The organism is Streptomyces sp. NPDC051636, assembly GCF_044453765.1.
In the GTDB taxonomy this organism is placed as follows: domain Bacteria; phylum Actinomycetota; class Actinomycetes; order Streptomycetales; family Streptomycetaceae; genus Streptomyces.
Genome location: NZ_JBITDA010000025.1, coordinates 1 through 26,250 on the forward strand (window position 1 = coordinate 1; position 26,250 = coordinate 26,250).

The 26,250-nt window shown below is 68.9% G+C and carries 24 protein-coding genes and 1 pseudogene; 4 read left to right on the forward strand and 21 right to left on the reverse strand.

Annotated features, from left to right (window positions below; all coding sequences use genetic code 11):
* The coding region (locus ACIBBH_RS32675; protein WP_399410859.1) for a hypothetical protein at nt 1-212 on the forward strand (212 nt) is incomplete at its 5' end.
* Nucleotides 212-478 (forward strand): hypothetical protein, encoded by a 267-nt coding sequence (locus ACIBBH_RS32680; protein WP_399410861.1) that lies wholly within the window; start codon nt 212-214, stop codon nt 476-478. The genes ACIBBH_RS32675 and ACIBBH_RS32680, both read left to right, overlap by 1 nt.
* A gap of 184 nt (nt 479-662) precedes the next feature.
* Here the strand turns inward: ACIBBH_RS32680 and ACIBBH_RS32685 are convergent, their stop codons facing one another.
* From ACIBBH_RS32685 to ACIBBH_RS32705, 5 genes are all read right to left on the reverse strand, one after another.
* The gene (locus ACIBBH_RS32685; RefSeq protein ID WP_399410863.1) at nt 663-1,424 is read right to left on the reverse strand and encodes a hypothetical protein; all 762 of its coding nucleotides are present in this window, start codon (nt 1,422-1,424) and stop codon (nt 663-665) included.
* Between the two features lie 414 nt (nt 1,425-1,838).
* A complete protein-coding gene (gene tpg, locus ACIBBH_RS32690) occupies nt 1,839-2,396 on the reverse strand; it encodes a telomere-protecting terminal protein Tpg (RefSeq protein WP_399410865.1) in 558 nt (185 codons plus the stop codon).
* A 3-nt stretch (nt 2,397-2,399) separates the two neighbouring features.
* Nucleotides 2,400-4,523: a telomere-associated protein Tap gene (gene tap / locus ACIBBH_RS32695; RefSeq protein WP_399410867.1), complete on the reverse strand. Its 2,124-nt coding sequence runs from the start codon at nt 4,521-4,523 to the stop codon at nt 2,400-2,402.
* Between the two features lie 102 nt (nt 4,524-4,625).
* A complete protein-coding gene (locus tag ACIBBH_RS32700) occupies nt 4,626-5,291 on the reverse strand; it encodes a hypothetical protein (RefSeq protein ID WP_399410869.1) in 666 nt (221 codons plus the stop codon).
* A gap of 79 nt (nt 5,292-5,370) precedes the next feature.
* Nucleotides 5,371-7,203 carry an Hsp70 family protein gene (locus ACIBBH_RS32705; RefSeq protein WP_399410871.1) on the reverse strand — a complete coding sequence of 611 codons (1,833 nt, stop codon included), beginning with the start codon at nt 7,201-7,203 and terminating at the stop codon, nt 5,371-5,373.
* A 1,444-nt stretch (nt 7,204-8,647) separates the two neighbouring features.
* Between ACIBBH_RS32705 and ACIBBH_RS32710 the strand changes: the two genes are divergently transcribed.
* Together ACIBBH_RS32710 and ACIBBH_RS32715 are read left to right on the forward strand one after the other, a co-directional pair.
* Complete coding sequence (locus ACIBBH_RS32710; RefSeq protein WP_399410873.1) at nt 8,648-9,238, forward strand: replication/maintenance protein RepL; 591 nt, start codon at nt 8,648-8,650, stop codon at nt 9,236-9,238.
* A gap of 18 nt (nt 9,239-9,256) precedes the next feature.
* Nucleotides 9,257-9,652 carry a hypothetical protein gene (locus ACIBBH_RS32715; protein WP_399410875.1) on the forward strand — a complete coding sequence of 132 codons (396 nt, stop codon included), beginning with the start codon at nt 9,257-9,259 and terminating at the stop codon, nt 9,650-9,652.
* Nucleotides 9,653-9,729: 77 nt separating this feature from the next.
* Here ACIBBH_RS32715 and ACIBBH_RS32720 read toward each other — a convergent pair.
* From ACIBBH_RS32720 to ACIBBH_RS32795, 16 genes and pseudogenes are all read right to left on the reverse strand, one after another.
* Nucleotides 9,730-10,092, reverse strand: a pseudogene (locus ACIBBH_RS32720) (Ku protein); the annotation flags it as partial.
* Between the two features lie 280 nt (nt 10,093-10,372).
* A complete protein-coding gene (locus ACIBBH_RS32725; protein WP_399410877.1) occupies nt 10,373-11,188 on the reverse strand; it encodes an ATP-dependent DNA ligase in 816 nt (271 codons plus the stop codon).
* Between the two features lie 288 nt (nt 11,189-11,476).
* Complete coding sequence (locus ACIBBH_RS32730) at nt 11,477-15,112, reverse strand: LysM peptidoglycan-binding domain-containing protein (protein ID WP_399410879.1); 3,636 nt, start codon at nt 15,110-15,112, stop codon at nt 11,477-11,479.
* A 6-nt stretch (nt 15,113-15,118) separates the two neighbouring features.
* The gene (locus ACIBBH_RS32735) at nt 15,119-15,508 is read right to left on the reverse strand and encodes a pilus assembly protein TadG-related protein (RefSeq protein WP_399410881.1); all 390 of its coding nucleotides are present in this window, start codon (nt 15,506-15,508) and stop codon (nt 15,119-15,121) included.
* A gap of 68 nt (nt 15,509-15,576) precedes the next feature.
* On the reverse strand, nt 15,577-15,969 hold the full coding sequence (locus tag ACIBBH_RS32740; RefSeq protein WP_399410883.1) for a TadE/TadG family type IV pilus assembly protein: 393 nt from the start codon (nt 15,967-15,969) through the stop codon (nt 15,577-15,579).
* A 59-nt stretch (nt 15,970-16,028) separates the two neighbouring features.
* On the reverse strand, nt 16,029-16,445 hold the full coding sequence (locus tag ACIBBH_RS32745) for a TadE/TadG family type IV pilus assembly protein (RefSeq protein WP_399410886.1): 417 nt from the start codon (nt 16,443-16,445) through the stop codon (nt 16,029-16,031).
* A 32-nt stretch (nt 16,446-16,477) separates the two neighbouring features.
* A complete protein-coding gene (locus ACIBBH_RS32750) occupies nt 16,478-16,666 on the reverse strand; it encodes a hypothetical protein (RefSeq protein WP_399410888.1) in 189 nt (62 codons plus the stop codon).
* 16 nt (nt 16,667-16,682) lie between these two features.
* A complete protein-coding gene (locus tag ACIBBH_RS32755; RefSeq protein ID WP_399410890.1) occupies nt 16,683-17,576 on the reverse strand; it encodes a type II secretion system F family protein in 894 nt (297 codons plus the stop codon).
* Nucleotides 17,573-18,565, reverse strand: a complete 993-nt coding sequence (locus tag ACIBBH_RS32760; RefSeq protein ID WP_399410892.1) for a type II secretion system F family protein — start codon at nt 18,563-18,565, stop codon at nt 17,573-17,575. Before ACIBBH_RS32760 ends, ACIBBH_RS32755 begins: the two co-directional genes overlap by 4 nt.
* Nucleotides 18,566-18,608: 43 nt before the next feature.
* Nucleotides 18,609-20,213 (reverse strand): CpaF family protein, encoded by a 1,605-nt coding sequence (locus ACIBBH_RS32765; protein WP_399410894.1) that lies wholly within the window; start codon nt 20,211-20,213, stop codon nt 18,609-18,611.
* Nucleotides 20,206-21,087 carry a hypothetical protein gene (locus ACIBBH_RS32770; RefSeq protein WP_399410896.1) on the reverse strand — a complete coding sequence of 294 codons (882 nt, stop codon included), beginning with the start codon at nt 21,085-21,087 and terminating at the stop codon, nt 20,206-20,208. The genes ACIBBH_RS32765 and ACIBBH_RS32770 overlap by 8 nt, the downstream gene beginning before the upstream one ends.
* 3 nt (nt 21,088-21,090) lie before the next feature.
* On the reverse strand, nt 21,091-21,735 hold the full coding sequence (locus ACIBBH_RS32775) for an SAF domain-containing protein (RefSeq protein WP_399410898.1): 645 nt from the start codon (nt 21,733-21,735) through the stop codon (nt 21,091-21,093).
* An 85-nt stretch (nt 21,736-21,820) separates the two neighbouring features.
* Nucleotides 21,821-22,687 carry an ATP/GTP-binding protein gene (locus ACIBBH_RS32780; protein WP_399410900.1) on the reverse strand — a complete coding sequence of 289 codons (867 nt, stop codon included), beginning with the start codon at nt 22,685-22,687 and terminating at the stop codon, nt 21,821-21,823.
* Nucleotides 22,688-22,710: 23 nt separating this feature from the next.
* Nucleotides 22,711-23,319: a hypothetical protein gene (locus tag ACIBBH_RS32785; RefSeq protein ID WP_399410902.1), complete on the reverse strand. Its 609-nt coding sequence runs from the start codon at nt 23,317-23,319 to the stop codon at nt 22,711-22,713.
* Between the two features lie 429 nt (nt 23,320-23,748).
* Nucleotides 23,749-25,200, reverse strand: a complete 1,452-nt coding sequence (locus tag ACIBBH_RS32790; protein ID WP_399410903.1) for a hypothetical protein — start codon at nt 25,198-25,200, stop codon at nt 23,749-23,751.
* Between the two features lie 725 nt (nt 25,201-25,925).
* A complete protein-coding gene (locus ACIBBH_RS32795) occupies nt 25,926-26,216 on the reverse strand; it encodes a hypothetical protein (protein WP_399410905.1) in 291 nt (96 codons plus the stop codon).
* Nucleotides 26,217-26,250: the final 34 nt, after the last annotated feature.

Consider the following 26,250-nt stretch of genomic DNA (forward strand, 5'->3'; position numbering starts at 1 on the left):
GCCGGGCGACCGAGGGGAAGACGATGAGCGAGCGGGGCAGGGCGCGGACGCTGCGGATCGCGATGTGGGTGCTGATCGTGGTCGGCGTGCCGCTGTACCTGGTGTGGCTGGCCTGGGCCGGCTACCGGGCCGGCATCGGCTGTCCGACGGCGACACAGCACGGTGGGCGCCGGTGGTTCTGCTGCCTCCGGCCGCCGTGGTGTTCTGCGTGATGACTGGCTGGACGTGGTGGACGAGCTTGATGGCGCGCTCCGGCTCGCCGTTGCGGGAGCGGTGGGTGCTGGCGGCCCTGGTGTTCACGGCGGCGGCGTCCGTGTTCTGCGGCGTGGTCGGGGCGGACGACCCGTCGGTATCCACCGGCCTGCTGAGCGTGGTGGTCACCGGCCTGGGCATGGTCGGCTCTCTTCTTCATCCCAGCCGCCTGCTCTCGCCAGCTGCCGGACGTCATCCGTCGGCGCTCTGCCCAGGCGCCGGGTGACCTGGGCGCGTAGTTTGCCCAGCGCGGTGTGCTGGGCAGGCCGATGCGTGCATGAAAATTCGGGGGCCCACATTGCTGGCGACGCGCGCAGGTTCGGTCAGGTCTGGCACTGGCAAGACGCAGGGCGGATAAGCTCCGCACCTGGTGGGGCGCCCGAAACTGGAACTCGGGCGCCCCACCGCCGTCAGATCACCTCGGGCATCCGTTCCCTCAGGCCCGTGCTTCCCTTCCGTTGGACGGGCAGTTCTGATTCGTCCACGTCATGGAACGTGAACTTCAGGCATGAAATCCCAACGTCCCGTGCGTGTGCGTTCCATGCCTTGACCATCACGCCGTACATAGCCACCCGGTCCTTGAAAGCACGCATGCCAGCCCGGTGCTCCATACCCCGGCGGCGGAGCGCCAGGATGGGCGAGTTGCTGGCCAGCTCTGCGCCGCTCTTCAAGCGCTCCAGGAACAGCCCTAGCTTTTCCGGACAGCTTCCACGTGCCGCTTGGGCCAGCACGGCAAGCAAGGGCGCCGGGGGGAGGCGGCAAGCACGGAAGATTCGATCTGCTGCCTGGGCATAGTCCTGTACTTCTGGCCAGTCAGACAGCATGTCCAGGCAGGGCTTCACGTCCATCGCGAACTGGAAGCTATCCGGGACCTGTCCGTCGTTGGCTCGACATGCTTCAGCGAACCGAATCATGCCCAGGGCGCCGTGAATGCTGTTCGAGTGTTTGACGCGGAGAAACTGCGTTGGGCGCCTTGCCAGCCCCGTGTCTACCACGCCGAACGTATCGGGGTCCGCGCCGATGATCACCCACATCTGAACGGTGACACCGGACTGCACTACAGCGGCCAGCCTGTGCTGTCCGTCAATCAGTCGGCCAAGTGCATCGAAGGCGATGGGCTGGTGGGTGAGGAGGTATTCGCCAGCGAGCATCGCCGCGACCAGGCTGGCCACCGCCCGCTGAGACATGCGTCGGTTTTCTGGCCGATTGAACTGAAGCCAGGAGGCCGCAACTTGGGGTGTTACGAGGTACACACCACTTGCTTGTGGAACAAGAGGTGCGGGGAGGGGAAGCTGACTGGAACGCAGCTGCCCCTCAGCGAGGAGTCCACTACTCATAGTGACGGATCTTAGGGGCAAAAGCTCCTGGTGTCACATATCGTCAGGCGATTTGCCGTTATCCTCCTACGGAGAGTAACAACCTCTGTTTGGGGTGCGCCGCTCGCGAGTGCGGCAACGGTTCCACGAGCCAGCCAGAGGTGCGGCGGAAGCTCGTGAATGTCAGCCCGTCGACGGATCACCCGGCGGCAACAAGAGGGGGCCCCGAACCGGTGCGCGGCTTCGGGGCGCCACGGTGCGTGCGGACGATCACAGCTCGATCTCGATCTGCTCGATGTCGGTGAACTCCACGCCCAGGCCGTGCGCGCGGGTGTTGTTGGCGCGGAAGTACATCTGTGCGAGGCCTTCGGCGGCGATCTGCTGGAGCTGCCGCTCGGTGGCACCCTGCTCCCGGGCTGTGAACAGGCGGTCCGCGAACTCGGGCGGTAGGGCCTGGGTGATGTCCCGGATCCGGGCGTCGTCGGTCGTGCCCGGCGCTGCGGTGAACCCGAAACGGGCCCGGGTGGAGACGACCAGACCGGCAGTGGTCGCGGCCTTCTTCTTGGCCTTGGCCCTGACCTGCGGCTGCCACCGCTTTTTCACCTCGCGCTCTATGCGCTCGCGCAGCTCGCGGCGTGGCCGCTTCAGCTTCCCGGCCACGTACCGCTCTACGGTGCGCTGGGAGATCCCGAGCGCCTGCGCAGTGGCCGTTGTGCCCTTGAGCTGCTTGACCAGGTACTTCATCTGCGCCTGGGCGCTTTGCGGGATGCGGCGGGTGAACGCCCCCTCCAGCGCGCGGTCCAGGCTGTCCCCGATCGACTCAACCATCGGCTACTCCCCTTCTCCGGCCGTCGTGTCGCCCTTGATGAGGTTGGCGATGTTGAACACGCCGCCGTGCTGCTCGAACTGCTTCTCGGCCCACAGGACGGTCCGGGTGCCCTGGTGCTTGACCATCCCCGGCGAGATGCCGAGCCGGAAGGTGCCCGGCGTCGGCTTGCCCTCGGCCATGAGCGGCAGCACGTCCAGCGGGGACGGGCCGGGCGAGGGGTAGGCGATGGCGTCGGTGCCGATGGCGACCGGGTAGAGGTCGGCCGCCGCGGCGGTCTTCATCAGCTTGCGGTGCAGGCTGATCCGGTTGTTCGCCAGCACGGCGGCCCGGATGTCGGGGCGCCACGTCTCCCGCTTGAGCGCAGGATACGGCTCGTAGTACGGCACCTGGCCCCGGCTGCGCTGGCGCAGCTTGCCGATGCCGCCCTTCGCCGTCGCTTTGATCGCGCCTGCCAGCAGCGCCATCGTCGGGTCCACGCTCTTGGCGCGGGCCATCGCGTCCAGGAACTCCTGGCCGCTTAGGTCCGTGGTGACGCCGAGGTCGGCCATCGTCGCCACGTAGGCGTCGCGCAGCTGCTTGTACCAGGGATCCAGGAAGCGGCCGGTCTGGGTGCGCACGTACGCCTCGATCGGCGCGACCTCGAAGCCCAGTTCCTGGGCGTAGGCGACGGTGGGCGTGGCGTACCAGGCCGGGCCCGTCGGCCGTTCGCCGTTCGGGGTGAACGGGGAGGGCAGCCGGTCGCCGTCGACGGTGCGGCCGTTGATCTGCACGCGGGACAGGTCGACGTGGGACAGGTCGACCAGCCACGACCCGGGCAGTGACGGATCGAAGGGCGGGTTTCCGGTGAGGTGGGTCGGACCGTTCAGTCCGACGGTGAGGCCGTTGGCGGCCGCGGCGAACGACATGTTGACGTCGATCACGACCAGGTACGGGTTCATGCACTCGTCATCGGTCAGCGGCCGGCACCAGTCGTAGGGCTCCTCCATCAGCATCTCCGCCGGGGTGCGCATGTGGTGACGGGGGAACTTGCCCTTGAGGACCGGGGGCTCGTCCGGGACCTCGCACTCCACCACGGGGTAGAGCTGAGTGAGGGCGTCGGCGTTGAACGCCTGCTTGAACGCCCCGGTCTCCTCGTCCTTCTCCGCGCGCGTCGGCGGGCGCAGGGCGGTCATCAGCTCGAGGCCGGTCGTCGCGGTGGTGCCCCGCGGCGTCATCACCCGCTCCGCGTACGTGCCCAGGTACAGGGCGAGATCCGCCGGGTGCATGCCGGGCAGCTGCGGGTCGTCCTTGTTGTCCCACTCCCGCGCGTCCAGGGCGTTCCAGGCCGGGATGCACAGCTGGACGCAGTGGCGCTTGGATCCCTCGGCCTTGCGGTAGATCCGCGCCCACGGCCCGAATCCGCGCTGGGTCAGCAGCCAGCTCCCGCGGGCGAGCTGCTTGACCACCTTGTGGCTGTCCTTCAGCCGCCCGGCGCGCCGTTCCTCTTCCGACAGCTCGGTCGGCAGGCCGTAGCGCTCCAGCGCGGCCGGGGTGAGGACCAGGACCGGGTCGGCGTCCTTGCCGTGGCGGTGCAGCCGGGCCTGCCCGAGCTTCGCCTCGGTCAGCGTCCACTCCACCAGCGCGGGCAGGGACTTGGCGGGCACGTCCAGGACCAGGCCGCCGACGCAGTACGCCACCACCTGGTCGCCGTCGACGTCGACCACGGCCAGCGGGCCGTTCTCGAACCGCGGGTCGGCGGCCGCCGTGTTGGCCGGCCTCTTCGCCGCCTTCCTCGCACCCGGGCGCCGGGATGACGTCGACGGCCTGGTGCTGCTCGCCGCCGGACGCGACGGCGGGGCGCCAGCGGGCGCCGAAACCGGCTCGGGTTCCGGGGCTGGGGTCGGGCCGGTGAAGGCTTCCGGGACCGCTGGCGCCGGGGCAGTGGCGGGCGCGTCGGCGGCCCCCGCCCCTGCCGGCAGCCGAACAACTACGCGCCGCAGTCCACACCCTGCACCTGCGCGCATCTTTTGACCAGTCGCTCTTGCCGACCCGCGTCTGGCAGGCCTGCGGCGCACCTCCCGGACGCGGGGCACGCCGCAGTGCTGAGGGACTGCCGTCCGTGTGCCGGGGTCCGTGGTCGCCGGCACACGAGTGGTGTGGGTCAGTGGCGGTCGCCGCCCCGGCGGTCGCGGCGGTCGCCGCCGCCGGGGACAGGACGGGTCGGGCCCACGCACATGGGGCCTTTTCCGTCAGATGGTATAGACGAGCTGGCGGCTGTAGATGCGCCCGTTGACGAGGTACGCCGGCGCTACGAGGAAGGAGATCGGCGCATCAGGGTCGCACGACGCCCAGGCTTCCTGTCTGCCAGGGTCCGGGGGCGCTCCTACGGTGTGGGCGTAACTCCATTCATGTGCGAGCCCGACCTTGGCGATGCGGTCCGTCAGAGTGACACAGTCGGTCCGCAGCCGGTTGATCGCGGCCTCGATGCCGGGGTCTTCTGCTAGACGAAGGGACTGCTGGATGGACCAGCTGGACGCTGGCCTTTTGTCCAGGAGCTGTCGGATGAGCATGGACATGAGGTGCGCGGTACGTTCCCGGCGGGGCCGGTCCGTGTCGAGGTCGGTTCTGTCGCTGTACTGGCGGGCGAAGTTCTGGACTTGCTGCTCAATCAGTGTCCGGGTCTGGCGAGAGAGTTCCTGGTGCTCGCAGTGCTGTATTCCCGCGAGATCGTCGCGGCGATCGAGTTGGGCGGCAAGGAGGGTGCCGAGCTGCCGTTCGAGGCGGCTGATGTGCGCCCACATGCGCTGATGCTCGGTGGCCCCGCGTCGCACCTCGAACTCCAGCGCGTCGATCCGCTGAAGGGCGGTCTCCAGGGCTTCTTCGTTGCTTGGTACGGAGGCCGGGGGGATGCGCATGTCCCTGTCGGCGCCTGTGGGCCAGCTGTCAGTCTCCCGCGGAGGTTGCCGGGGCTCACGGAACATCATGAGTCTCGGATCAGTAGTTGGAGTGGAAACGGACCTGTGTAGCGGCTTCGCCGCCTCCTTGCACCAGTTCGGAGCGGACCTTGACCTCGGTCTCGCCGAACTTCATGAAGGTGCGTACTCCGCGCTCTTTCCGGTCGAAGCGCATGACCGGGCCGAGGTCGATGGTGACCTCTGCCAATCGGTCGCAGCCGTCGTCGGTGACGTATCGGGGCTCGGTGTCCCGGGTGGCGAAGACGCCGAACGCGATCTCCTTCTGGTCGTCGAACAAGGGCAAGATCACGTGGCAGACCTCGGCGTCCGTCGGCACTGACTGTCCGGCTGTGGCGAAGACGTTGAACCGGTCCACGCACCTGTCCCCGTCCGGTGTGCTCAGCCGGGACGATTCAGGGTCGATGCCCTCTTCGAAGCGCATGGCGGTGTCGATGCCGTAGGTGAACCGGCTGCGGCGGGCGCGGGTCTGAGGGTCGTAGCAGAAGTGGACGGCACCGGCCAGGACGGCGATGTCGGGGTTCGGCGGCACAACGATGGTGGCCCGGGTCGCGAAGCGTTCTTTGATGGCCTGCTGGAGGTACGGCGAGTTGCTGAAGCCGCCAGCAAGGACGATCACGTTGGGGACGTCGGGGTCGCTCTGAGCGGATTCCATCTCGTTCAGCTGCGCCTCGACGAGGTCGAGAGTGCCCGGGACGACGGTGTCGAAGAGCGCATGCAGCTGGGCAGGGGCGAGGACGATGGCGTCGTCGACCTTGTTCTGGCGGCGGGCCAGCCGGCGTCGGCCTGCCGCCCCCATCCTCCGGTCGATCCCGGTGGGGATGAGGAGGTTGACGTTCTCCTCCTGGTCGAGCCTCACCGCGACCTTGGCGCGTTCCCACTGGTCGATCATGTGCAGCAGGGCATCGGGGCACGCCTCGCGGATGTCTGCCATGACGTCCTTGCCGAAGGCGTCGAGGAGGTATTCGCTCTCGACGCGGCGGTTGAGGAAGTCCGAGCCGAGGCGGTCGCCCAGAGACCGCCCGATCTCGATCATCTTGCCGTCCTGGTCGTTCTGATAGGCGGTGATGTCGACCGTTCCGCCCCCGCAGTCAACGACCATGAAGCGAGCGCCTGGGGCCATCAGCGCGGGGCCGGCGGGGCCCTGGCGTGCTCCGGATACGCGGGCGTAGTGGGCGGCGGCTTCGGGTTCCAGAGAGAGAAGGACCCGGCCGTCTTCGCCGGGCAGCCCGGCGTTCTTGATCACATCACGGTAAATGGCCTTCTGGTAGTCGGTGAAGCAGGCGGGCACCGTCAGCACCCAGCGGACGTCGTCCTCGTCGTAGCCGCTGGCGATGATCTGCTGAAGCATCGTTTGCACGACCTGGCGCAGCAGCAACGTGAGCAGGTTCGCGGTCAAAAGGTCGCGGGAGCTCACGCCGCAGGCGTTGTCAGTGCGTTCGGGTTCGGAGGTGTCGTCGACCGGGCTTGCGCTCTCCTCCGCGCCTTTGCCCTCCTCCAGAGCACCGAGGTCCATCTTGAAGCCGTGGTAGTACTTGGCTCCTACCGTGCGCAGGGCCATGCCCTGGGTGAGCCACATGCGCCGGGCTTCGTAGCCCCACGCGATCATCTCGCCGCTGGCATCCAGGAGGAGCGCTGAGAGGTTCTTCACGGTGGGGCCCGGCTGCGATTCCCAGTTGTCGAAGAAGCGAATCTTTCGCGTTTCGGGAGACTCGTTGTCTGGTGACGCCGTGGTCCAGCCTCCGCCGATCGCGTAGGTCCCGATGTCTACAGCAGCGAAGACGCGAGCGTCGAACACTATGCGTTCCTTACTTGGATGGCGCCGGGGGATGAGTTCCCTGGGCGGGTCCGCCACTGGCGGAGCAGTCAAGGTGTCCCAGGGGGCGGCTGCGCCTATCAACTCCCAGCCCTGACAGGAACGCGATATTCACCCGAGCAGACCAATGTGACTGTGCAATTTTGAGCATTCTGCGCATTTCTGCACAGCGTGTTGACCTTCGGTTCACCGCCGACGGTTCTACGCTGCCGCGCATGGAACTGGATAGGCGCAACATGTCGCATATGTGCGTGCCGGGGTCCCCAACCTGGATCGCACCGCCGCCGGAACCCGCGGCCGGAGCAGTGATCCGTGCGAAGCTCACGGAGTACCGGCGCATGTGCCAGGAACGGGATCGCCTGATCCTGGAAGCGAAGAAGGGGGGCTTCTCCGAGGTGGCCATTGCCGAGCTCTCAGGACACTCCCGCAACACAGTGCGGAGTGTCCTAAAGAGCCACGGGATCTCTTAAGGCAGCTCCGATCGGCCCAACATTGCTCAGCCACAGAACGTAAGTCCCGACTCAGAAAGCTTGCATTCGACGTGCGGAGGTACAGGAGCCGAACGGCCGCCAGGCCGGGCGGCGGAACCCTCCACTGTCCGCAACCACGCTTACTGTTGTCGCCTGTCCGTCACGGTCGTCACCACCCGAGACTCAGAGCCGCTGGTTCCGCCTACGGTTCGCCACGTGCCCACGGAGCCGCACGCGAAGCCGCCTCAGCCACAGAGCGCACCCCAGGTGGCTCACACCGCGCACGATGAATGGGCAGTCGACATGTTGGTGATGAGGACACCGACACGTCCTGGACTGGGTGGACACGCGTTCTCAGTCGAGCGCCTGGGGGAGGCTGTGGCCGCAACATCCAGCCGACGCTAAGACACCCGCGCCTCGCACCGATCCCTAAGCTGCCTGACCGCTCAGGCCCATCGGCTTTCTCTGTCGGCTTAGGGCGAGAGTTAACACCGCTGCAGCGTCGGGTACTTGGGGACAGTGCGGTGACCTGGGGAGACGAAGTAGCGACGGACTGTGTCTTTACTTAAGAGGCGTCGGGGGAAAATGGCCTCTGACCTGCGGCTTTGTGGATGCCAATGTCGGTGGCCACCGACATTAAGGGAGCTGGAATGTCGGCTGGCACCCACATCCGCCTCAGAAACATGCGGCTGTCCGCAACTCTCTGTAGAGACATGTGAATAGCCGCAAGTTTTGCCCTCTAGGCGGGGCAATCGGGGTTCCCTGCGGAGCCGGGTGGAGAAGTGTCTCGCCGTCCGTGAGGTACTCGTGGGGTGGGCGCGTGTGCCGCGCCAGACGCCACCCGTACAACTGGGGCACCCCTTGCACGGCTCCGCGGTGGCCCACTCCCGGGTGATGTCGGTGTCCGCCGACACAAACTTGCGGCGAGGAGCAACTCTTCGGCGCGTAACATGCGGATGGTCGCAAGTTTTGCCGTACAGTGCGCAGCACCTGTACGCGAAAGGATCATGTGCATGGACGCAGCGGCAGAGGGCCTGCGCGCTTGGCGCGCGAGTCCTCGACCCCAACCGCCCAAGCCGGTAAAGCCCGTTGAGCAGGACGGGGGTACCGATCTCGCTCGTCGGATCGCCGAGCAGTTCGGCAAGGGCCCGGTCCACGAGGTCAAGACGGTTGTCTACCGGCGTCCTCCTCACGACATGCTTGGCGAGGCCGGCTACTCGCTCGTGTCGAACTATTTCCTGCGTCGTGTCCTGCCGTACTGCCTGATGCACAACATCATCAGCAAGCTGCAGGCGGCCGTGCTGTCGAACATGATCGGCAGGCAGAAGAAGGGCAAGATCGAGGTCACCCACGCCGAGATCGCGGCCGAACTCGGGGTTAAGCGGACCAGCATCGGCCACGCCCTGGACGCGCTCTGCGAGAAGAACCTCATCCGCAAGGTCAAGAGGTCCTCCTACCAGCTCAACCCTCGCGTCGCGTATAACGGAAACGGCCAGGAGCAGCACGACTTCCTCGCCGAGCTGCGCGCACTCGCCCTCGACTCCAAGTTCCCCGACGAACTCGCACCCGAGCTCACGCTGTTCTCCCGGACCGAGCTCGGCTGACCGAAGGGATCCCTCGCCATGATGACCACCACGGACTTGCTGGGCATGCTGCACCAGCTGCAGCTCACCCCCACGTCGATCGATGTCCTCTCGGTGATGGTCGCGCACCAGGACCCGGGTGGCGCCGTGGGCATGAAGCAGTCCGAGATCGATGAGATCCTCGGCGTCGGCCAGGCATCTATGAGCCGCGCCATGGCCCTTCTGGTCGACCGCGGCATCGTGCTGCGCTCCGGCGGCGGCCGCGGCCACCGCTACGCCCTCAACCCGGCCGTGGCCGGCTACGAGTCGCAGCACGAGCTGGAGAAGGAAATGACCCGGCAGCTCGCCCTGGGCGGACCGCCTCCGATCAAGGTGCCCGGCTACACCAAACGGCCCCCCAAACCGGGCAAGGGCGGACTGCGGTCCGTCGCCTGAGAAGGTCTACCACGCAGCAAGGCCCCGGCGGGATCGTTGGTTCTAGTGGTCGTTGCAACACCCCAGTTCAGGGGTGGCAGGTATTCCTTGCCGCGCGGCGCGACGTAGTACGTGCGGTCGAAGTAGACGGGCTCGATGACGTCCAGGTCGACGAAGTCGCTGATGTCGATGGTCTGGGAGCGGCCCGGCGCAATCTCGTCCAGCTCGTCGGGCTCGACGACGACGTACTCGCCCTCGCCCAGCTCGAAGCCCTTGACGATGTCATCGGCTGCAACCTCGTCGCCGGTGCGTTCGTTGACGCGCCGGTTGCGGATGCGGTCCGAGGTGCCGCGCTGCAGCTGATGGAAGTGGACCGTGTGGTCCTCCGTGGCCGTGAACAGGCCGACCGGCACCGTGACCAGCCCGAACGTGATCACACCTGTCCAGATCGCGCGTGCCATGACCGCCCACTCCGTCCCGTCTGCCCAGCGGGCGCACCCAGTGAAGGCGCGTGTGAACTCCACGCTGACACTGCTCGTCTCCCTGCGCGCCAGGTACGGCAGGCGGACCACACCGCCAGTCGCACGGGCTGCCCGGCGCCGCCGCGCGGTAAGACCATCGTGCCGATCGTCCGGGGCCGCCCTACCTTGGGGAACGCTGGGCAACGCAGCTGCCCTGGCACAGAGGCCGTAGCGGACCTGCAGGTCCACATCCTTCACCCTTCGGCCAGCCGGACATTCATCAGCTCTCTTCCCCGAACGGGGGGATCTCGGACGGCGCGAGATCGGTGCGCACGCGCATGAGCCGGACCGGCTGCCTCCACCGCCCCGACGCATCCAAGGACACGTCGAAGGCGCCTTCCGCGACGATGATCGCTTCCACCAGCTGGACGTGGAGCTCCTGCCGTGCGCCCCACCCGACCGAGAAGGTCCACCCGGTCCACGGGTGACCGGGACGGCCGGGCTGGAGCTCGCGGGCGAGGCTCTGGCGGGCGGCCGCGTTCAGCACGGCGGTACGGCCGACGTACTGAAGCTGGCCGGCTGCGTTGAAGCGTCCGAGGAGGGCCGTGGTCGGGGTGGCCAGCGTGCCCGTGACCGCGCCGATCACGGCCTCCGTGCTGTGCCGGGACCGGTACTTCCTCCACCCTCTCCATCCGGGCACGTAATTTTGATCAAGGAGTTTGAACACGAGGCCTTCCATGCCCACCGACGACCACTGAAGCCATTCGGCGGCTTGCTGCGGATCGGTGGTGGCCGGGCACAGCGTCCATGGGGGTGGAAGCTGCTGGCCGGTGAACAGCTCTTCCAGTGCCTTGCGGCGCTCTCGGTAGGGCTGCCCAGTCCGATCGGCGCCCAGGCGCAGCAGGTCGAAGGCGACGAAGTGGGCCGGCCATTGCGCGGCCGCCTGGGCGGCTGCTCCTGCTCTGCGGTGCCGGCGCTGTTGTAGCCGTTCGAAGGCGAGCTGGTCGTTCTCCCACACCACCAGCTCCCCATCGAGCGCGGTGTCGTCTGGCAAGTCGGCGGCGGCGGCAACAATCTCGGGAAATGCCCCGGTCAAGTCGCCTCCGGCGCGGGAGCGGATGGTTCGGTGGCAGGGTGTGCTGGTCGGTGACGCGTAGGTCGTCGTCGAGGTAGGCGACGTCGATGGTAAAGCGCATGCCGAGGGTGTGCACGCTGCGGGTGGCGGTGAGCAGCAGCGCGCCGTCGATGCCGTCGCGGCCGAGGAGGCCACGGGTACGGGCGGCGCGTGCGGCGGCGATCTCCAGCGGGACCGTTGTGCTGGGCGTCCGTACGTGGCCGCGGCCGGCGCGGAGTTGCTCCTCGGGTATCGGCACAGTTCCTCGGTTCAGCGGGCTTGGATGGGCCGGGGCAGGAGGTTGCGCAGGAGTTCGGCGGTGTCGGCTTCCATTTCGACCCCGCCGCCGATCGAATCGTTGATCTGGCGCAGACGTGCGGCGGCTTCGCGGAGCGCATCGATGTCACCCACCGCATGGTGCGCGAGGAACAGCGCGCGGTAGAGGGTCTCGCTGTCCTCGACGGCGAGCAGGCCCTGCTGTGCGGCCCACAGAGCTCCGCGGGGGTCGCGGGCTTCGCGCCGGCGGGTGGACAGTTCGCTGGCAACGTCCGTGATCGCGGAGACCATCTCTTGGATGATGGGCTCGGCCCAGGCGTAGCGCTGGGGGTCCATGCCGGCGAAGGGGCGGCCGCGGACCAACGCCAGGGCGCGTCGCAGGGCCAGGTCGCCGTCTTCGCTGTGGTCGTTGAGGCCTTGGCGGGCGTGGTTTTGGAAGGTGAGCCAGTCGCAGGTGACGTGCGGGCCGAGGCGGTAGCGCTTGTCTGGGGTGTTCTGAACGCGGGGCAGGTGCTGGTTGCCGTCGGCGTCCGTACCGAGCCAGGAGCGGGCGCGGCTGATGACGGCGTTGCGCATCTCCTTGTTGACGCGGGATGTGGGCCACAGGGCGGAGTCGACGGCGTGGTGGTCGCTTCCGGGATGCAGAGCGAGGAAGGCCAGGAGTTCGGTGGCGACGCTCTTGCGGTTGGAGTCGACGCGTCCCATGGCGCCGTCGATGGCCAGCGGCCCCAGCAGAAGGATGGATGGGCCGTTCGGGGTGGGCTCGTCGTCCGTGAGCGACTTCCCGGTCGGTGGGTTGTCCGGGCCGGAGGCCCGCCGCCGCGGGATGCTCCGTGCGGTGAGGGCTGGCGCGGGGGCGTCGTCGTCCTCTGCGTCGCTTGTGAGGACGTCGGCGAGGGACTCCCCGGGCGCCTCATCGGCCGCGTGGTCGTCGGCTTCCGGCTCGGCAGGAGCGGGGATGGATGCGTGGACGGCGGACGTGGGAATGGCGCAGGGCGTGGCCAGTGCGAGGGACACATCGGCCGGGCTGGCGGCGGGGGCTTCGGCCGCGTCGCCTGTGTCCTCCTCCTCGCCGGCCAGGACGTCGGCGAGGGACTCCCCAGTGTTCTCCGGTTCCTTGGTCAGGGTGATGGCCGGGGTGACCGGCACGGGGAACTTCTGCTCCGGGGCGGAGGCCTCGTCGTTGAGGGCCTCTTCCTCAAGGGCGGCGTACTCGTCGGGCAGGCCGTCGAGGCCCTGGTCATCGTCCTCGAGCAGGTCGGCGTTGACGGGGGCTGCGGGTACGTCGGTGTCCGTGTCGGCGGTGGTGAGCAGTTCCATGGCGTCGTGGAATCGGTCGTCGTCGAGGCTCTGCAGGCGGACCAACAGGCCGGAGTTCGGCAGTGCGACCAGCGCGGTGGGGTCCTGGCAGTTCAGCGTCCAGGTCTCGTCCGGCAGGTCGGCGGCGGTGCTGGCGGTGATGACGGCGCTGGCGGTGCGCGGCTGCTCGGTGAGCGTCGACAAGAGGCGCTCTGTGGTGGGCCCGTCGGGCAGCTGTTCGGCGAGGACGATGTGCGGGGTCCAGTCGCCGGCGTCGTCGCTGAGCCGGGCGGCGCGCGGCGAGTCGGCGCCCAGGGCGATCAGGGCGCTGCGCTGGTCGCCGGTGTGAGCAGTGAGTTCGGCGGTGGCGGCGTCGATGTCCGCGGAGCGGGCCACGCGCTCGGGAACGGCCGTCTCCAGGCCGGGAACGGTCTGGCCGAGGGCGGTGACTTCGAGGTGTCCGGCTACGGGCGTGTTGGCTAGCTCGACCGCGATGGCCTGCAGGACGTGCCGGGCGGAGTCGGCGTCGCCGTCCAGGTGGAGGAGACCGATGTGCTCCAGGTCGACCAGGACGTAGCGGCCCTGGGCGTCCCAGCCGATCGAGACGAGGGCGGGGTAGGGAGCGCCGACGCCGTCCAGGGCGTCGGTGTCGGCCAGGTCGGGGTGGTTGGCCGAGCAGGTCCACAAGTCCTGTCGGTCACCGGGCGCGGTGAAGGGTGCGCAGGGCGGGGCAGCTTGGGCGAGGTGGAGTTCGAGGCGGCTTTCGTGCAGGACCACCCCATTCAGGGCGGGCAGGTCGCGCCCGGCTGCTTGGAGGTTGAGGGCGAGGCTGCGCAGGGCGACGTTGAGCAGGTCGAAACCGGTGGGAGCCTGCACGCTGCGCAGGCCCTGCTCGGTGGCGGCGGCGCGGCCGTTGGGCATGGCGATGCGTCGTCCGGGCCGACGGCGGTGCTGCTGCCGGCGGCGCCGTACGGCGAGGGTGCCGACCAGAGCCGCGGCGACAACGCCGGTTGCGGTCCATGCCATGACGGCGCTGACCGGGCTGGCGCTGTCCTCTGCGGGTTGGGCGGCCGGAGCGGGGGTCTTGGCCGGGGAGGAGCTGTCGGAAGGGGCAGGGGTGCTCGGGGCGGCGGAGGACGGCTCGGGAGTGGGGGTGGCCGAGGGTGCGGGCGTGGAGGCCGGCGGGGCCTGCTGCTCCTGGTCGCGCCCGGTGTCCTGGTCGTCGGCGCTGGGTGCCGTGCTGTCCGGTTCGTGGTCGGCCGGCTTGTCCTGGGGCGGGGTGGCGGGGGTGTCTTGGCCGGTGTCGGGCTCGGTCGGTGCCTCGGCGTGCTCGCTGGTGTCCGGCAGATTGAGCCGCTGGCCGGGGATGATCAGGTCTGGGTCGTGGAAGTGGCAGCCGCCAGGCTGAGCTTCACCCTCGTTGGCTTTGTAGATGTCCCGCCAGGCAGTGGGGTCGCCGTACTCGTCGCCTGCAATCGACCAGAGGTTGTCGCCGGGGGCGACGGTGACCTCGTCGTGCTTGGGTGCGTGCCGGGCGCTGGAGGTGCTGGCGTCGGAGGCCTTGTCGCCGTCGTCGTCGGCGGCGCCCGGAGTGTGGTGCGGAGCCGGGCTCTTGGCGGCGGTGCTGTCGGGCGCAGGGGTGGCCGTAGCAGCGGTCGCAGCAGCGGCCGGCGCCGAAGGGCGGGCGTCGAGGGGCAGCTTGATGACCGCGTTGGCGGGCAGGTACTGGTCGCCGGAGGCCAGCTCGGGGATGTCCGGGTTGAGGGCGGCGATGTCGCGCCACCGCTGCCCGTTGCCGAGGTACTCCTCTGCCAGGTCCCATGGGGTTTCGGTGGCGGATTTGACCGTGTGGGTGGGGAAGTCGGTGCTGGGCGTCGCCGAGCTGGTCGGCGTTGCGCTGGCGGTCGCAGTGGGGCCGCCCACGGTCTGGGTGACTGCGACGGCCGGCGTGGTGGTCGCGGCCGAGGCGGCGGTCGGGGCCAGCAGGACGATGCCGCCGACCAGGAAGCTGGCCAGGGACTGCATGCTGCCCAGGCCGCGGATGCGGGGTGCGGAGCGGCGGCGGGCGACGGCAATGATTTCGACAACGACGCTGAACGCGAACGCGGCCCAGGCGGCCCAGCCGATGCAGGTGAGCGCGACCAGCCACAGGGTGCCGTCGTCCTGCTCGAGCAGCAGGCTGAGCCCGCCGGACAGTTCGGTGGGCTGGTGGCCGAAGGTGAGCAGCGCCAGGGGGACACCACCGACCAGGGCGAGCAGGAGAACGAGGCCGGTGAGGGCACGCAGCAGCGCGCCGACGGCGCGCAGCGGCTTGGGGGTGCGGTGGGCCATGTCGGCTCAGCCTCCAGCGGCTTGGGTCTGCAGGTGGGCGGTCGCGGTTCCGTCTACGTGGATCGTGCCCACACCGAGCAGGGATGCAAAGTGCGTGGCGTAGCTGTCGCGGACGGTGACCGTCAGGGTCTGCCCACCGTCGGTGATCTGCACGTCTCCTTCGACGTTCGCGGCGGCGAGGTAATCCAGGGCGGCCGCGCGCGCTGCGTCCGGGTCGATGGTGATGGCGGTGCCTTCGATCGCCTGGGCAGGGTCCAGCTGCTGACCGGCGGTGCGCGCGGCTTCCTGCGCGAGAGAGGTGGCCCGGTTTGAGGCGTTGAGGGCGCCGCCGCCATCGACGAGCAGTCCCATGACCATGAGGATGGCGAGCGCGGACATCGCCATGAACAGCGACATGGAGCCGCGGTCCCCGCGGGCGACAGCTTCAGTACGGGCTCGGGCGATCAGGCCTCGTACGGCGTGGATCACTGCCGCCCCCGGTAGGTGTCGATCGGACTGGTGAAACTCGCCGTGAGGGTCTTGGCGCCAGGCAAGCCAGGCAAGCCGATGTCCGACAGACGCGCGGTGCAGGAGATCGTGGCGGTCACGGTGGCGGCCTGGCCGACGTCGAGGGAGTAGCCGGATGTGTCGACGGCGACTTCGGTGGACTGGCAGGTTACGCCGTCGCCGCTGAGGCTGTCCTCGGCGGCCGCGCGGGCCTGGGACTGGGCGCTGTCGGCGTCCCGCTCGAGGGAGGCGGCGCGGGCCGCGGCATGCGCGGCCGCGTCGACGGCTCCGTCGGCGTCGACGACGCGACCGAAGGCGATCATCAGGCCGAGCAGGGCGATGATTGCCGGGGCGATCACCGCGACTTCCACCGAGGCGCTCCCCCGGTCCCGGCCGGCTCGGCGCTGACGCGCGGTTTGATGGAGGCGGATCATGGGTTGGTCCAGCGTTCGATGGGGCCGTGGGCGTCCTGGGTCACCGTCAGCTCGAGTCCGGGGACGAGGGTGGCCACATGCCCGGTGACCGTGATGTGGATCTCCTGGGCTGTGCTGCCGGCGGAGGAGACAGACGCGCCGCGCACGCTGCCGCCGAACTTGGCAAGGAACTCCTGAGCCTGGGCGACGCCATCGCTAGGGCTGGAGCCGAACTGCCGCCCCGTGTCCACGCCTTGCCGTGCCGCGGACTGTGCGACCTTGCGGGCATGGTAGAAGAGGCCGACCTGGATGATCGTGAAGACGAGCATCAGCACCACGACGGCCAGGACTGCAACCTCGACGCTGCCGGCGCCGCGGTCGGGGCGCAGCCGGGCGGCGAGGGTCCGCCAGCGGCCACTGCCTTGCGCCTTCACCTACTGCCCTCCCCTGATCGTGAGTGCGGCCCTCACCCACCGTTGATGATGCCGATCTTCTCCGCGACCTTCGTTTTGATCGCGGCGACCACGAGTCCGGCGACCACGATCAGGACGGCGGCCATGACGGCGAGTTCGGTGGTGGACTGGCCGGCGTCGCCAGCGTTCTTCAGCTGCTCCCAGCGGGCCCGCAGCAGGGTCGTGAGGTAAGTCAGGTCCATCGGTTAGTCCTTTGTTTCAGCTGCCGAGAATGGTGATCGTCAGGGGGATCATCACGAAGGTGATCATGAGGATGACCCCGAAAGTTACCGGGAGGATCATGGCGGCGGATGCCTCGTTGGCCCTGGCCTTCTGGTCGGACAGAAGCGCGATCCGCAGCTGCCGTGCCTGGGCCTGCAGGGTTGTGTAGACGGCGGCGCCGTCCCCGGCTAGGGCGAGGGTGTCGGCGGGCCGGGTCAGTTCGGGGATGTCGAGCTCTTCACCGAGCTGCTTCAGGGCGTCCCACGGTGTGACGCCGGCCAGGTCGGCCTGGTGGAAGACCTGCCGCATCCGCTCAAAGATGAAGTTCTCGCCGACGCGGGCGGTGTCTGTGAGGGCCTGGGCGGCACCGGAGTTGGCGACCCGGGCGAGGGCGACGCGCTCGAGGTAGGAGGCTGCGGCGTGCCGGACGATCAGGCGAGCCTCGGCGGCCTGCTTGGCCACTTCGCGGCCGGGCCACAGCCAGAACAATGCCGCCAACCCGAGGGACAGGCCGGCGGGTACGACGAAGGGAAACGGTGCGCCGCCCATGGCCAGCACCGCCTGCAGCAGCAGGGGAATGACCAGGCCGTAGAGCGCGAACAGGACCCGCTTGCCCAAATGTTCGGCCGGGCTGATGCGCAGCAGGTTCAGGTCGCGCAGCGGCAGGGCGATCCGATCGCCGAGGTCGGCGAGGAGTCTGTTGCCGACCCTTTCGGGAAGCGAGCCGGTGGGGGCGAGCGCGTCGGTCGGCAGGAAGGTGGGGACTTTGCTCGCGTCCAGCCGGTCCAGGGCGCTGGTCAGATCGTGTTTGGCGGGCCAAGCGGCGCGCACGCCCAGGCCGACCAGGATGCCAGCAGCGGCCGCGGGCGCGATGACGTTCAGGGGGATCATCGTGCGTCCTCCGTCCGGGCAGGTGCATCGGCCGCCGAGACCCAGGCCTGCGGGGCGCCGTCGCCGGCGCCGAGGGCGTAGCCGAGGACGATCTCCCGTGTGCGGTGTTTGCCGGCCTCGATCAGGCGCGGGTCGGGGGCGGTACGGGCGATGCGGCGCAGCATCATCAGAGTCCAAGCGAAGCCGCCGCCGAGGAGGGCAAGCACGATCTGACCGGCGGGAGTCTGGTACCAGCCCGACCAAGCCTCGTTGAGCATGCAGCCGAGCACGACGATGAGGACGACGATGGACACCATGCGGGCGCTTTTGCGGACCTTGGCCCGGTCGGCCTCGACGTCGCGGGCGTCGGCGGCCTGCTGATGGATGGTGACGGCCATGGCCTCGAGCGCGTCGGCGAGGCCTGGCCCCTTGTAGACGGCGTGCGACTGGAAGAGCAGCACCACGTGGTCGAAGACTCCGTCGTCCATCTCGTCGGCGAACAGGTCGAAGGCGTCGTGGGCTTCCATGCCGGAGCGCAGCCGCTCGGACAAGGCGCGCACGTGCGCCGCGATCGGCGCGGGAGCGTTCTTCGCGGAGGAGCGGATCGTGGCCGGCAGGCCGATACCCGCGGTGTGCACGCCAGCGAGATGGTTAAGCCACTGCGCGAGGGCCTCGAGGCGTTCGATGCGCGCCTGCCCGGACGTGCCGGGGTTGAGCACGAATGGCAGACCGATGACAGCGGCGCCGGCGAGAAGTCCGTGGATGGGCCAGCCCGTGTACGCCCACACGCCGAGCGTGACGAGGGTCGCGGTGGCGACCAGGTAGCGCCAGCGGGCCTGCCACTTCTCCGGCAGCTCGGCCCGGGCGCGTTGGACGCGCACGGCGAACTGGCGCTGCGGTTTGAGCGGGTCGGGCACCCGTCCGCGGATCTCACGCACCCCCACGATGAGGGCGACGACGGCAAGAACGGTGAATAGGGCCGCGATGAGGGCGAGTTCGGAGATGGTCACCGTGCCTCCCCGGAGTGCGGCCAAGGCGTGAGGACGGGTGGCCTCATGAGGAGGGGCCCTTTCGCTGCAGGGGCCCGCCCCATGCGCCCAGCGGATTGTCGGTGAGCCAGGCGCGGTGGAACGAGGGGGCGCCCTCGAGGTCAGAGAACCTCGACTTGTTCTCCAGCTCGCCGATGAAGGAGGGCATGTTCTTGAACACCGCTCGCGGCTCCCGCGGGCCAGCAGGGCCGAAGACCTCGGTGGTGGTGGGGCGGCCGCCTTCACCGACGACGTCGTGGACTTCGTAGACGTGGCTGACGTAGCGGTGCTTGCGGCCGCCGTACTTCACGTCGTCCCAGTCGTAGGCGATGTAGACGACGACGTCGACGGAGGCGGCGATCAGGTGGTGGGCCGCCTCGGTGGCCATCCCGGCCTCCGTGCACAGCTGCACCAGGCGGCTGATGATGGCGTGCGGGCGGCGCACGTGCATAGTGCACATCGACCCAGAGCCGCCGGCAGACATGGCCTGCAGCATCGGCACAATCTCGGTAGAGCGGACCTCGCCGACGACAACCCGGGTGGCGTTGTAGCGCAGGGCGGTCGCGAACATGTCGGAGATGGTGACCTCGCCGGCCTTCTTGTCGCCGAGGATCTCACCGTTGCTCTGCCGAGCTTCGAACGCGTAGGTGACGGGCCCCGGTTTACCGGAGGCGGCCGGCTCGTCCAGGTACAGCTCGCGGTCGGACTCCAGGGTGACGAGACGTTCATCCGCGGGGATTTCTCGGCCGAGCGCGCGCAGCAGGGACGTCTTGCCGGCGCCCATGTCGCCGACCACGAGGATGTTCATTCGGGCTTGCACGCAGGCCCGCAGGAAGTACTGCAGGATCGGGTTGAGGGTGCCCCATTGGCGCAGCTCGTCCAGCCCGGTGTCGCGAAGCCGGTGCTTTCTGATGACGACCGACGGGCGGCTGGTGAGCATGGAGGCGGTCACGCGGGAGCCGTCGGGCATGCGGAAGCCGACCATGGGGGTGGACTGGGTCAGGCCGCGTTCGCCGTGTCCGGACAGGCGGGCCATCCGGTTGACCCAGGCGATGAGTTCCTCATGGGAGTCAGCGACTCGGTCGATGGTGCGGCGCGGCCGGTCGAGGTACTCAACGTGGGCCCGCAGGCCGTCGACCATGACGTCCTCGACGCCGTCCTCGTCGAGCAAGGACTGCAATCGGCCGCCGCGGTACATGGAGTTGAACACCGCGGTCGCGATGGCCTGCTCCTGGGCCTCGGTGAGCGGCACATGCGTCTGGGCGTACTTGGCGGCCCAGTCCGCGACGGCGGTGGTGACGAGGGAGCGGGCGAGCGCCCGCCGGTCAGCTTCCTCCATCAACCGCTGCGGGTCGCGGGCGGTGAGCTGCTTGGACACGTCCGCTTGCAGCGTCTCGATGACCTCCCAGCCCACCGGCAGCTCGCCGGGCAGGTCGGCCAGGCGGGGCACCGCGGCGGGGTCGGTCCGGGCTGACGGGACGGCGGCCGACGGGACCGGCGGCACGGCGGGAGCGGGCCGCTCAGGCGCGCGGCGCTGGGTGAGGTGTCCGGCGAGGAGCCCGGCGATGTCGTCGCGGCCCAGGGCCGGCTGGTGGCCGTTGACGCCGGGCCGCTGGTGGGTGTCAGCCATGCTTCACTCCCCCTTCGCTCTGTCGCTGGTTCAGCCGCTGGAGGATCCCGGCCAGCTGGGGCGTGGCAGGTGTAGGTGCGTACTGCTGCTGGAGCTGGCGGCGGTTGGCGGCGGCCTCGATCTGCTCGGAGGCAGTGCGGGCGTGCCGCAGCAGCGGGCTGCGGCCGTAGCCGCGGGGTGGGCGGCCCCCGGCGGTGAGGTAGTGGGCGACGTCTCGGTCGTACGGGAGGGCGGCGATCACCGGTGCGCCGAGGGCTTCTCCGACCTGGTGGGAGCGGAAGTCGCCTTCTTCGATCAGTAGTAGTCCGAGCGCGTCGGCGCCGGAGCCCTGTTCGTGCAGGGCGGTGCGCAGCGAGGGGATGACGTGCCGGGCCAGGGCGAGGGACTGCTCGGTGCCCCGTACGACGAGCAGGACCATGTCGGCCCGGTACAGCAGCGGCGCCGGGGTGAGGGTCGGGTGGAGGTGGCCGGCTTCCAGGGCGAGTCGGCCGCCGTCGATGTAGACGTCGTGCCCAGCCTGCTGGGCCATCACGTGCAGGACGTCGGCGAGCGCGGGCCAGGTGCGGGTCAGCGCGGCGGCCTGGGCCGGGTCGGTCAGGCCGGGCAGCAGTTTGCGGTGCCCGGCCTGGTCAAGGTGGCATAGGTGGGCGGCGAAGGCGTTGGCGAGGGCCTCGGGGCCGGTGCGTTCGGCGCGGGCCAGGTGGTAGAGGCCGAAGCCGGCGTTGACTTGGCCGCCGAGCAGGCCGGCGCGGATGGTGCCGCCGGCCGGGTCGCACTCGGCGAGCAGTGAAGAGCGCTTGGAGGCCAGGGTGAGGGCGAGCGCTGCGGCAGTGACGCCGCAAGACTTCGCGGAGATAAGAGCGGTGACAGGCATGGGCTAGTTGCTCCGCGGCTCCCGGACGAGGGCGATGCGGCCCTGGGAGGCGCGGCTGGCCAATGCCGGGCCGTCGCTTGTACTGACGGCGAGGTTGACGACGACCGCCCCGGAGGCGTCCGGGCGGGATACCGACACGACGACTGCCTCGATCGACGAGTCGGTGGTGTCGTCGTTCGACGTCGTCGTGCTGTTCTGGGTGGGGGTAGTGACGGCGAGGACCTTATCGCCTGGCGCCAGGGTGCCAGAGGGGGCCTGGCCGCGCTTGACGAGGACGCCGACCTGCTGTTTGTCATCCCCGAGGCCGGTTCCGGCGGCCAGTTGCGAGGCGAGTAGCAGCCCGCCCTTGCGTAGGTCGACAGCCGTGCGCTTGCCCATCACCGACGCCTTGTCCGCGCCAGGCAGCGGCGAGAGTGCCGCGTCGGTGGATACCTCGGCGACCGTGACGTCCGCTGCTGTCAGGGCCTGGCCGGCCGGGACATCGCGGGCGACGGCCAGCACCTTCGTCCGGTCGCTGGCGGAGTTCACGGCCCAGGCCGCGGCCAGGCCGCACACCACGGCGAGCACGATGCACAGGGCGGCCACCGACCATCGGCGTTCCCGTTTGACGGGCGCCGTTGTGGTGATCGGCAGCTCGGAGTGGTCCAAGCCGGTCGGGCGTGGTACCGGCGGCGCAGCGGAATCCATGACGGTCAGGGGCCTTTCGAGTGGTGTCTCACGTGCGGTGGCGCTGTCAGTTGAGAACCTGCACTTCACGTACGCCGACCGCGAAGGGGGTCTGGCGTACCTCGTTGAACTGTCCGTTTTCGGCCGGACCTGCAGTCACTTGCCAGTTAATGGTCCAGGTGGCAGTCGCGGTGCCGTGGAACTTGCCGCCCTTGGCTTCGGTAGAGGCTTCCTCGTAGATGTGGCCGCAGTCCGGGGACGGCGCCTTGCCCATCGAGGACTCGTACTTGGTGCCCGGCCCGTTGCACACGACCGGATCGGTGCCGTCGCCCATATCCCAGTTGATCGACGACACCTTCGCGGTGGCGGTGACCGTCACCCCGGCCAGAGAGGCGGATGCCGTGTTCGGCCCATAGGTAGTGGCGGTCTGGTGAACCCACATCCACATGGGCATGCCGACCACGTACCGGCCCGCGGCGCGCGGGCTGGCGATGTCCGGACCGGTCAACAGCATCTTGTCGACGGCCTCCCGCGCTAGTTGCTCCGGATCGACGTTGATCGCGGGTGTTCCCGCCGCCCAGAACACCTGCGGGACCACCTGCGCCCCGGCGGCCGCACCGAGGGTGTCGCTGAGACACACCCGGACGTAGATCGCTCCGATGCCCGGCTTGTGCCCGTCCCAGACTGGGTTGCTTGCGGGGGGCTGCGGTTCGAGCCTCTCCACCGTGCACGTCTGCGGCGTCGGCTTGCTGTGCTTCTTGCCCGTGGCGTCGCCGGAGGACCTGCCGCCCTGTTGCTGAGATCCGCCCGCCGTGCCCGGATCCTGCCGGCAGACCGTGACCCACTTGCTCGTGCCCTGGCAGTCACCGCCGATGACGGGGTCATCGGCGGCAGACACGGGGCCGGCGGCTGTGCTGAGCGCGGCGATCGACATCAGCACAGCGAGCGGAAGTCGTCTCAGCATGTGCGGTCCCCCTCCGGAGTCAGCTTAGTAATCATCCACTGCTTCCCCCACTTCTCTGCCTTCCCGGTGGTGATGTACCGCAAGGGCTGATTCGAGGGGAACGGTTGCACCTCGCCCGACTTCTTCTTGACGGTCTTCCAGTTCGAAATGTCCAGGCAGTCCTCCACGGTGGCGGTGGGAGTGCTGCCGGACAGCGTGATCGCGGCGACCTCCGTCCGGTGCTTGGGAGTACCTGTGGTCGCGGTGCCGGCCTTCTTCATGACCAGCACGTCGCCCATCACGCCGCCGAGCGCCTCTTTCGTGGCGTACTTCTTCAGGTCAGTGCCCTTGATGTCGCCCTGCGCGTAGGCCTTGACCTGCTCGGTCCAGAAGGCGTCGTAGGCGCTCAGAACGGCCTTCTTCTCCGCTGCCTGTGGGTCTGCCGAAGCGGTCGACGATGGCTTCGACGACGTAGGGGCCGAGGTGTGCGCGGAGCCCTTGCTGTCGCCGTCGGAGGAGCTGCACGCGGCCAGGGTGAGCGCAGCGCACAGGGCGAGAGATACAGCACCGAAATTCCGGAAGCGAACAGCGGAACATGGAATGCGATGTGCGCGGCGGTTCACTTTGCCTCCCCGTGCAGCGTGCCTGATGCGGACTGCCGGCGTGTGGTGTCCGCCCTCGGCTCGCTGGATGAAACCTGGTCGAGCTGCGCCAATGCGCTTTCTGTAGTCGCCAGGTTACGCATATACCAGCCAACATCCCAATACCTAAAGGAAGATACTGAACGCATCTCGGTACGTATCCGGCCACACCACTACCTTGAAGTCGACAAGTTGCTCTATGCACACGCGACTTGGCGGAAGTGGCGGATAGTGGGCCGCCACCACGATCATCCGTGTTTACAGCTCGATGGGCCCTGTCATCTCGTTGGGGAGTCCGTATCCGCTGAGCACAATCGTGTCGTGCCGGCGGCTGAGTCGGTGGATCTGCCGGAGGGCCCGGCCAGCGCTGATGACGCTGAGCTCGTTTTGTGATCGCGGCGGGCACCATGGCTAGTGCGGCTCCGGGGGCGCCGGCGGCAGGTACTCCCACGTACTGCGACGGTTCTCCGCTTCGATCCGGTACTCCGCGGCCTCTTCGGCCTGAGCCCACAGGGTTTCGCCGGCGACGACTGGGGGCGAGTTCTCCAGCAAGGCGTCGATCTCCTCCCTAGTCAGCCGTACGTTCTTCGGGTGCGCACCCGGAACGTTGCACTCGGGTGCGGTCGGTGTGCTGCGCGGCTCTGTGTGACGGGCCAGGACCCGGCGGATCTCCTCGAAGGCGGCGGCCGCGCGGGCGGCCGCGGGCCGGAAGGTACGGGCCTTCCGGGCCTGCATCACGGCGTACCGGGGGCCGTGTGGGGTGGCACCGTCGTCCCAGGTCGACGTCTCGGGCTGCCGGTACGGCGCGACCAGGCCGTCAGGTAGGAACAGCGCGCAGGTGTTGACCCGCCGGCGGATCTCCGATGCCACGTACGAAGCGGCATGCCGCGGCCGCAGCGGCACCGTCCAACGCGCCAGCTCCCGGGCGATCTCCTCCCAGGTCCATCCCGCCTCGAAGAACGGCCGCAGACCATAGGCCAGTTGACGCACGCACGACCCCTGGGTCCACCACGTGTGAAGCTGAACCCACCGGGCCTCCTGCATCGCAGCCGCTGCCCTCGCCGCCGACCAGCCGGTCGCGCCCTTCGCACGATGGTTGGGGGACTTCTCCCGACAGGCGCGCTCGCGCGTCCTGTCTTTAATCCCCCTATCTACAGCACCGGAAGTACGTGGCTGAGGTACCACCACAGAAGGGGTGCACTGCCCCGAGTTATCCACAGGCTCCGTCTGCTGAAGCCCGTGCCGTTCCCGCTGCTTTTTCACAGCCTCCGCGACCGCCAGCTCGCGGCCGGCATCGGTGACACCGACCTGCCGGGCCGTGTACCCCTCCCCCTCGATCCGGCGGCCCATGGCCTCGTCCCACACCCGCGGCGCGACCGCCGCGAACAGGGTGGCCGTACCGCGATAGCCGTGCTCGCTCGTCCAGGCGGAGCCGTACCGGGTGCGCAGCACATTCCTCTTCGACCCGTGCTCCACATAGGCGATGAGACCGAGTTCCCGCAGGTAGCGGGCGTGATTGAAGACCGCGCGCCGCTTCAGGCCGAGCTCGCGGGCCGTCGCCTCCGCGCTGAACGCGAAGTGTCCCTCGCTGCTGCGCGCCATCCGCTCGGCGAATACCTCGGCGAGCCTCAGCGTCGTACGGCCGGCTTTCGGGTGGAACCCGGAACCGACCATGAACCGGGCGGCAGCGAGGAAATCTGCGCCGCGGCGCAGACGCCGTGACGCGGTCGTACTGATCTCCTGCGCGTCGCTGTCACAGACGAGATCGAATGTGTGACGGGACGTGTCCGCGACCAGTGCGGTCTTGGACACATCCGGGCATGCCGCCGGGTTGATATGGCGGCACGCCGAAACGTGCTGCATTATGTCTCCTGTCTTCGGAGCTCCGGCGCCGAAGCGCACGAAGCCCCGGTGACGGTGCTTCGAGGTTCTGGGAGAACCGAAAATCTGTCCGACCTGGGGAGGTCGGGCACTTCGCCTGACCAGGGATTAGGCCCCCTGGAGATGGCGGTGGCAGTTCGGCCGAACGGCCCGGCGGCAACCGGGCCTCGTGGCCAGGGACGGCAGCGGTGGACCTGGGGAAGGCGCCGCTGGGATCCGCCCCTTCGATGGGTTACGTCATCCAGCCCCCCTCAACGGGGACCGCGGCAGAGCCGCATGCCGGACGGCATGCGGAAATCCGCCAGGGGGCCGGAGCTGACACGGCCTCCACCTGGCGGCGCTTGTTGTGTCCCGAGGGACAGTTCCGGGTACGCTGCATTGCAGCGAGACCTCGTTTCCCAAGACCTCGGTCCCGCGATGTGCGAGACGCATTTTCGAAGAAGCTTCCTCGCACCGACTCGGCCCCCGTGGCGCGAACCAGGTTGTGGCGACCTGGTGCCATGCGGGGCCTTCGTCGTGTCCGAGGTGCCGTTCCAGCCTCCGGGTGGGCGCAGAGAACGGCGCGGGTCCACCCTAGTGCCATCGCTGCGCCAATCGGCACACGATTCACGTGCCTATCCCCCGTGTCGTCGCTCGCCTGTTCTTGACGTGTCGTCGTGTCGCTGGTCTGAATCCAACGATCGTGCCGTACGGCCGGTGACGTGCGCTCAGGACGCAACGCGGTGCTCCCGTGCCACGGGAAAATCGGCCGCATGCGGTGCCGGAACGACCGTCGGGCGGGACGTCCACGGCCCCAGCAGAAGGTCCTCTATCGTTCCGCGGCCGCCGGTCTGGTTCTGCCATCCCTCCAGTACGTGCTGCACGATGGAGCGCGCGACCAGCTGGTACTCGGCCGGGCAACGTTCGTACTGGGCGAGGCCGGCGAGGTTCTTGGTGTGGCAGTAGGTGGCCATCATCTCGGCGATCAGCAGCGAGAACAGCTTCGGCAGCGGCCTCATGTCGGCGCAGGCTCCCGTCGGGACGCAGTCCGGT

Bases quoted from the DNA above. Each gene is read 5' to 3' on its own strand.
- ACIBBH_RS32680 (WP_399410861.1), top strand. From the start codon at position 212: ATGACTGGCTGGACGTGGTGGACGAGCTTGATGGCGCGCTCCGGCTCG.
- tpg (WP_399410865.1), bottom strand. From the start codon at position 2,396: ATGGTTGAGTCGATCGGGGACAGCCTGGACCGCGCGCTGGAGGGGGCG.
- ACIBBH_RS32700 (WP_399410869.1), bottom strand. From the start codon at position 5,291: ATGCGCATCCCCCCGGCCTCCGTACCAAGCAACGAAGAAGCCCTGGAG.
- ACIBBH_RS32710 (WP_399410873.1), top strand. From the start codon at position 8,648: ATGGACGCAGCGGCAGAGGGCCTGCGCGCTTGGCGCGCGAGTCCTCGA.
- ACIBBH_RS32715 (WP_399410875.1), top strand. From the start codon at position 9,257: ATGATGACCACCACGGACTTGCTGGGCATGCTGCACCAGCTGCAGCTC.
- ACIBBH_RS32730 (WP_399410879.1), bottom strand. From the start codon at position 15,112: ATGGCCCACCGCACCCCCAAGCCGCTGCGCGCCGTCGGCGCGCTGCTG.
- ACIBBH_RS32735 (WP_399410881.1), bottom strand. From the start codon at position 15,508: ATGTCGCTGTTCATGGCGATGTCCGCGCTCGCCATCCTCATGGTCATG.
- ACIBBH_RS32750 (WP_399410888.1), bottom strand. From the start codon at position 16,666: ATGGACCTGACTTACCTCACGACCCTGCTGCGGGCCCGCTGGGAGCAG.
- ACIBBH_RS32755 (WP_399410890.1), bottom strand. From the start codon at position 17,576: ATGATCCCCCTGAACGTCATCGCGCCCGCGGCCGCTGCTGGCATCCTG.
- ACIBBH_RS32765 (WP_399410894.1), bottom strand. From the start codon at position 20,213: ATGGCTGACACCCACCAGCGGCCCGGCGTCAACGGCCACCAGCCGGCC.
- ACIBBH_RS32770 (WP_399410896.1), bottom strand. From the start codon at position 21,087: ATGCCTGTCACCGCTCTTATCTCCGCGAAGTCTTGCGGCGTCACTGCC.
- ACIBBH_RS32780 (WP_399410900.1), bottom strand. From the start codon at position 22,687: ATGTCGATCGCCGCGCTCAGCACAGCCGCCGGCCCCGTGTCTGCCGCC.
- ACIBBH_RS32790 (WP_399410903.1), bottom strand. From the start codon at position 25,200: ATGCAGCACGTTTCGGCGTGCCGCCATATCAACCCGGCGGCATGCCCG.
- ACIBBH_RS32795 (WP_399410905.1), bottom strand. From the start codon at position 26,216: ATGAGGCCGCTGCCGAAGCTGTTCTCGCTGCTGATCGCCGAGATGATG.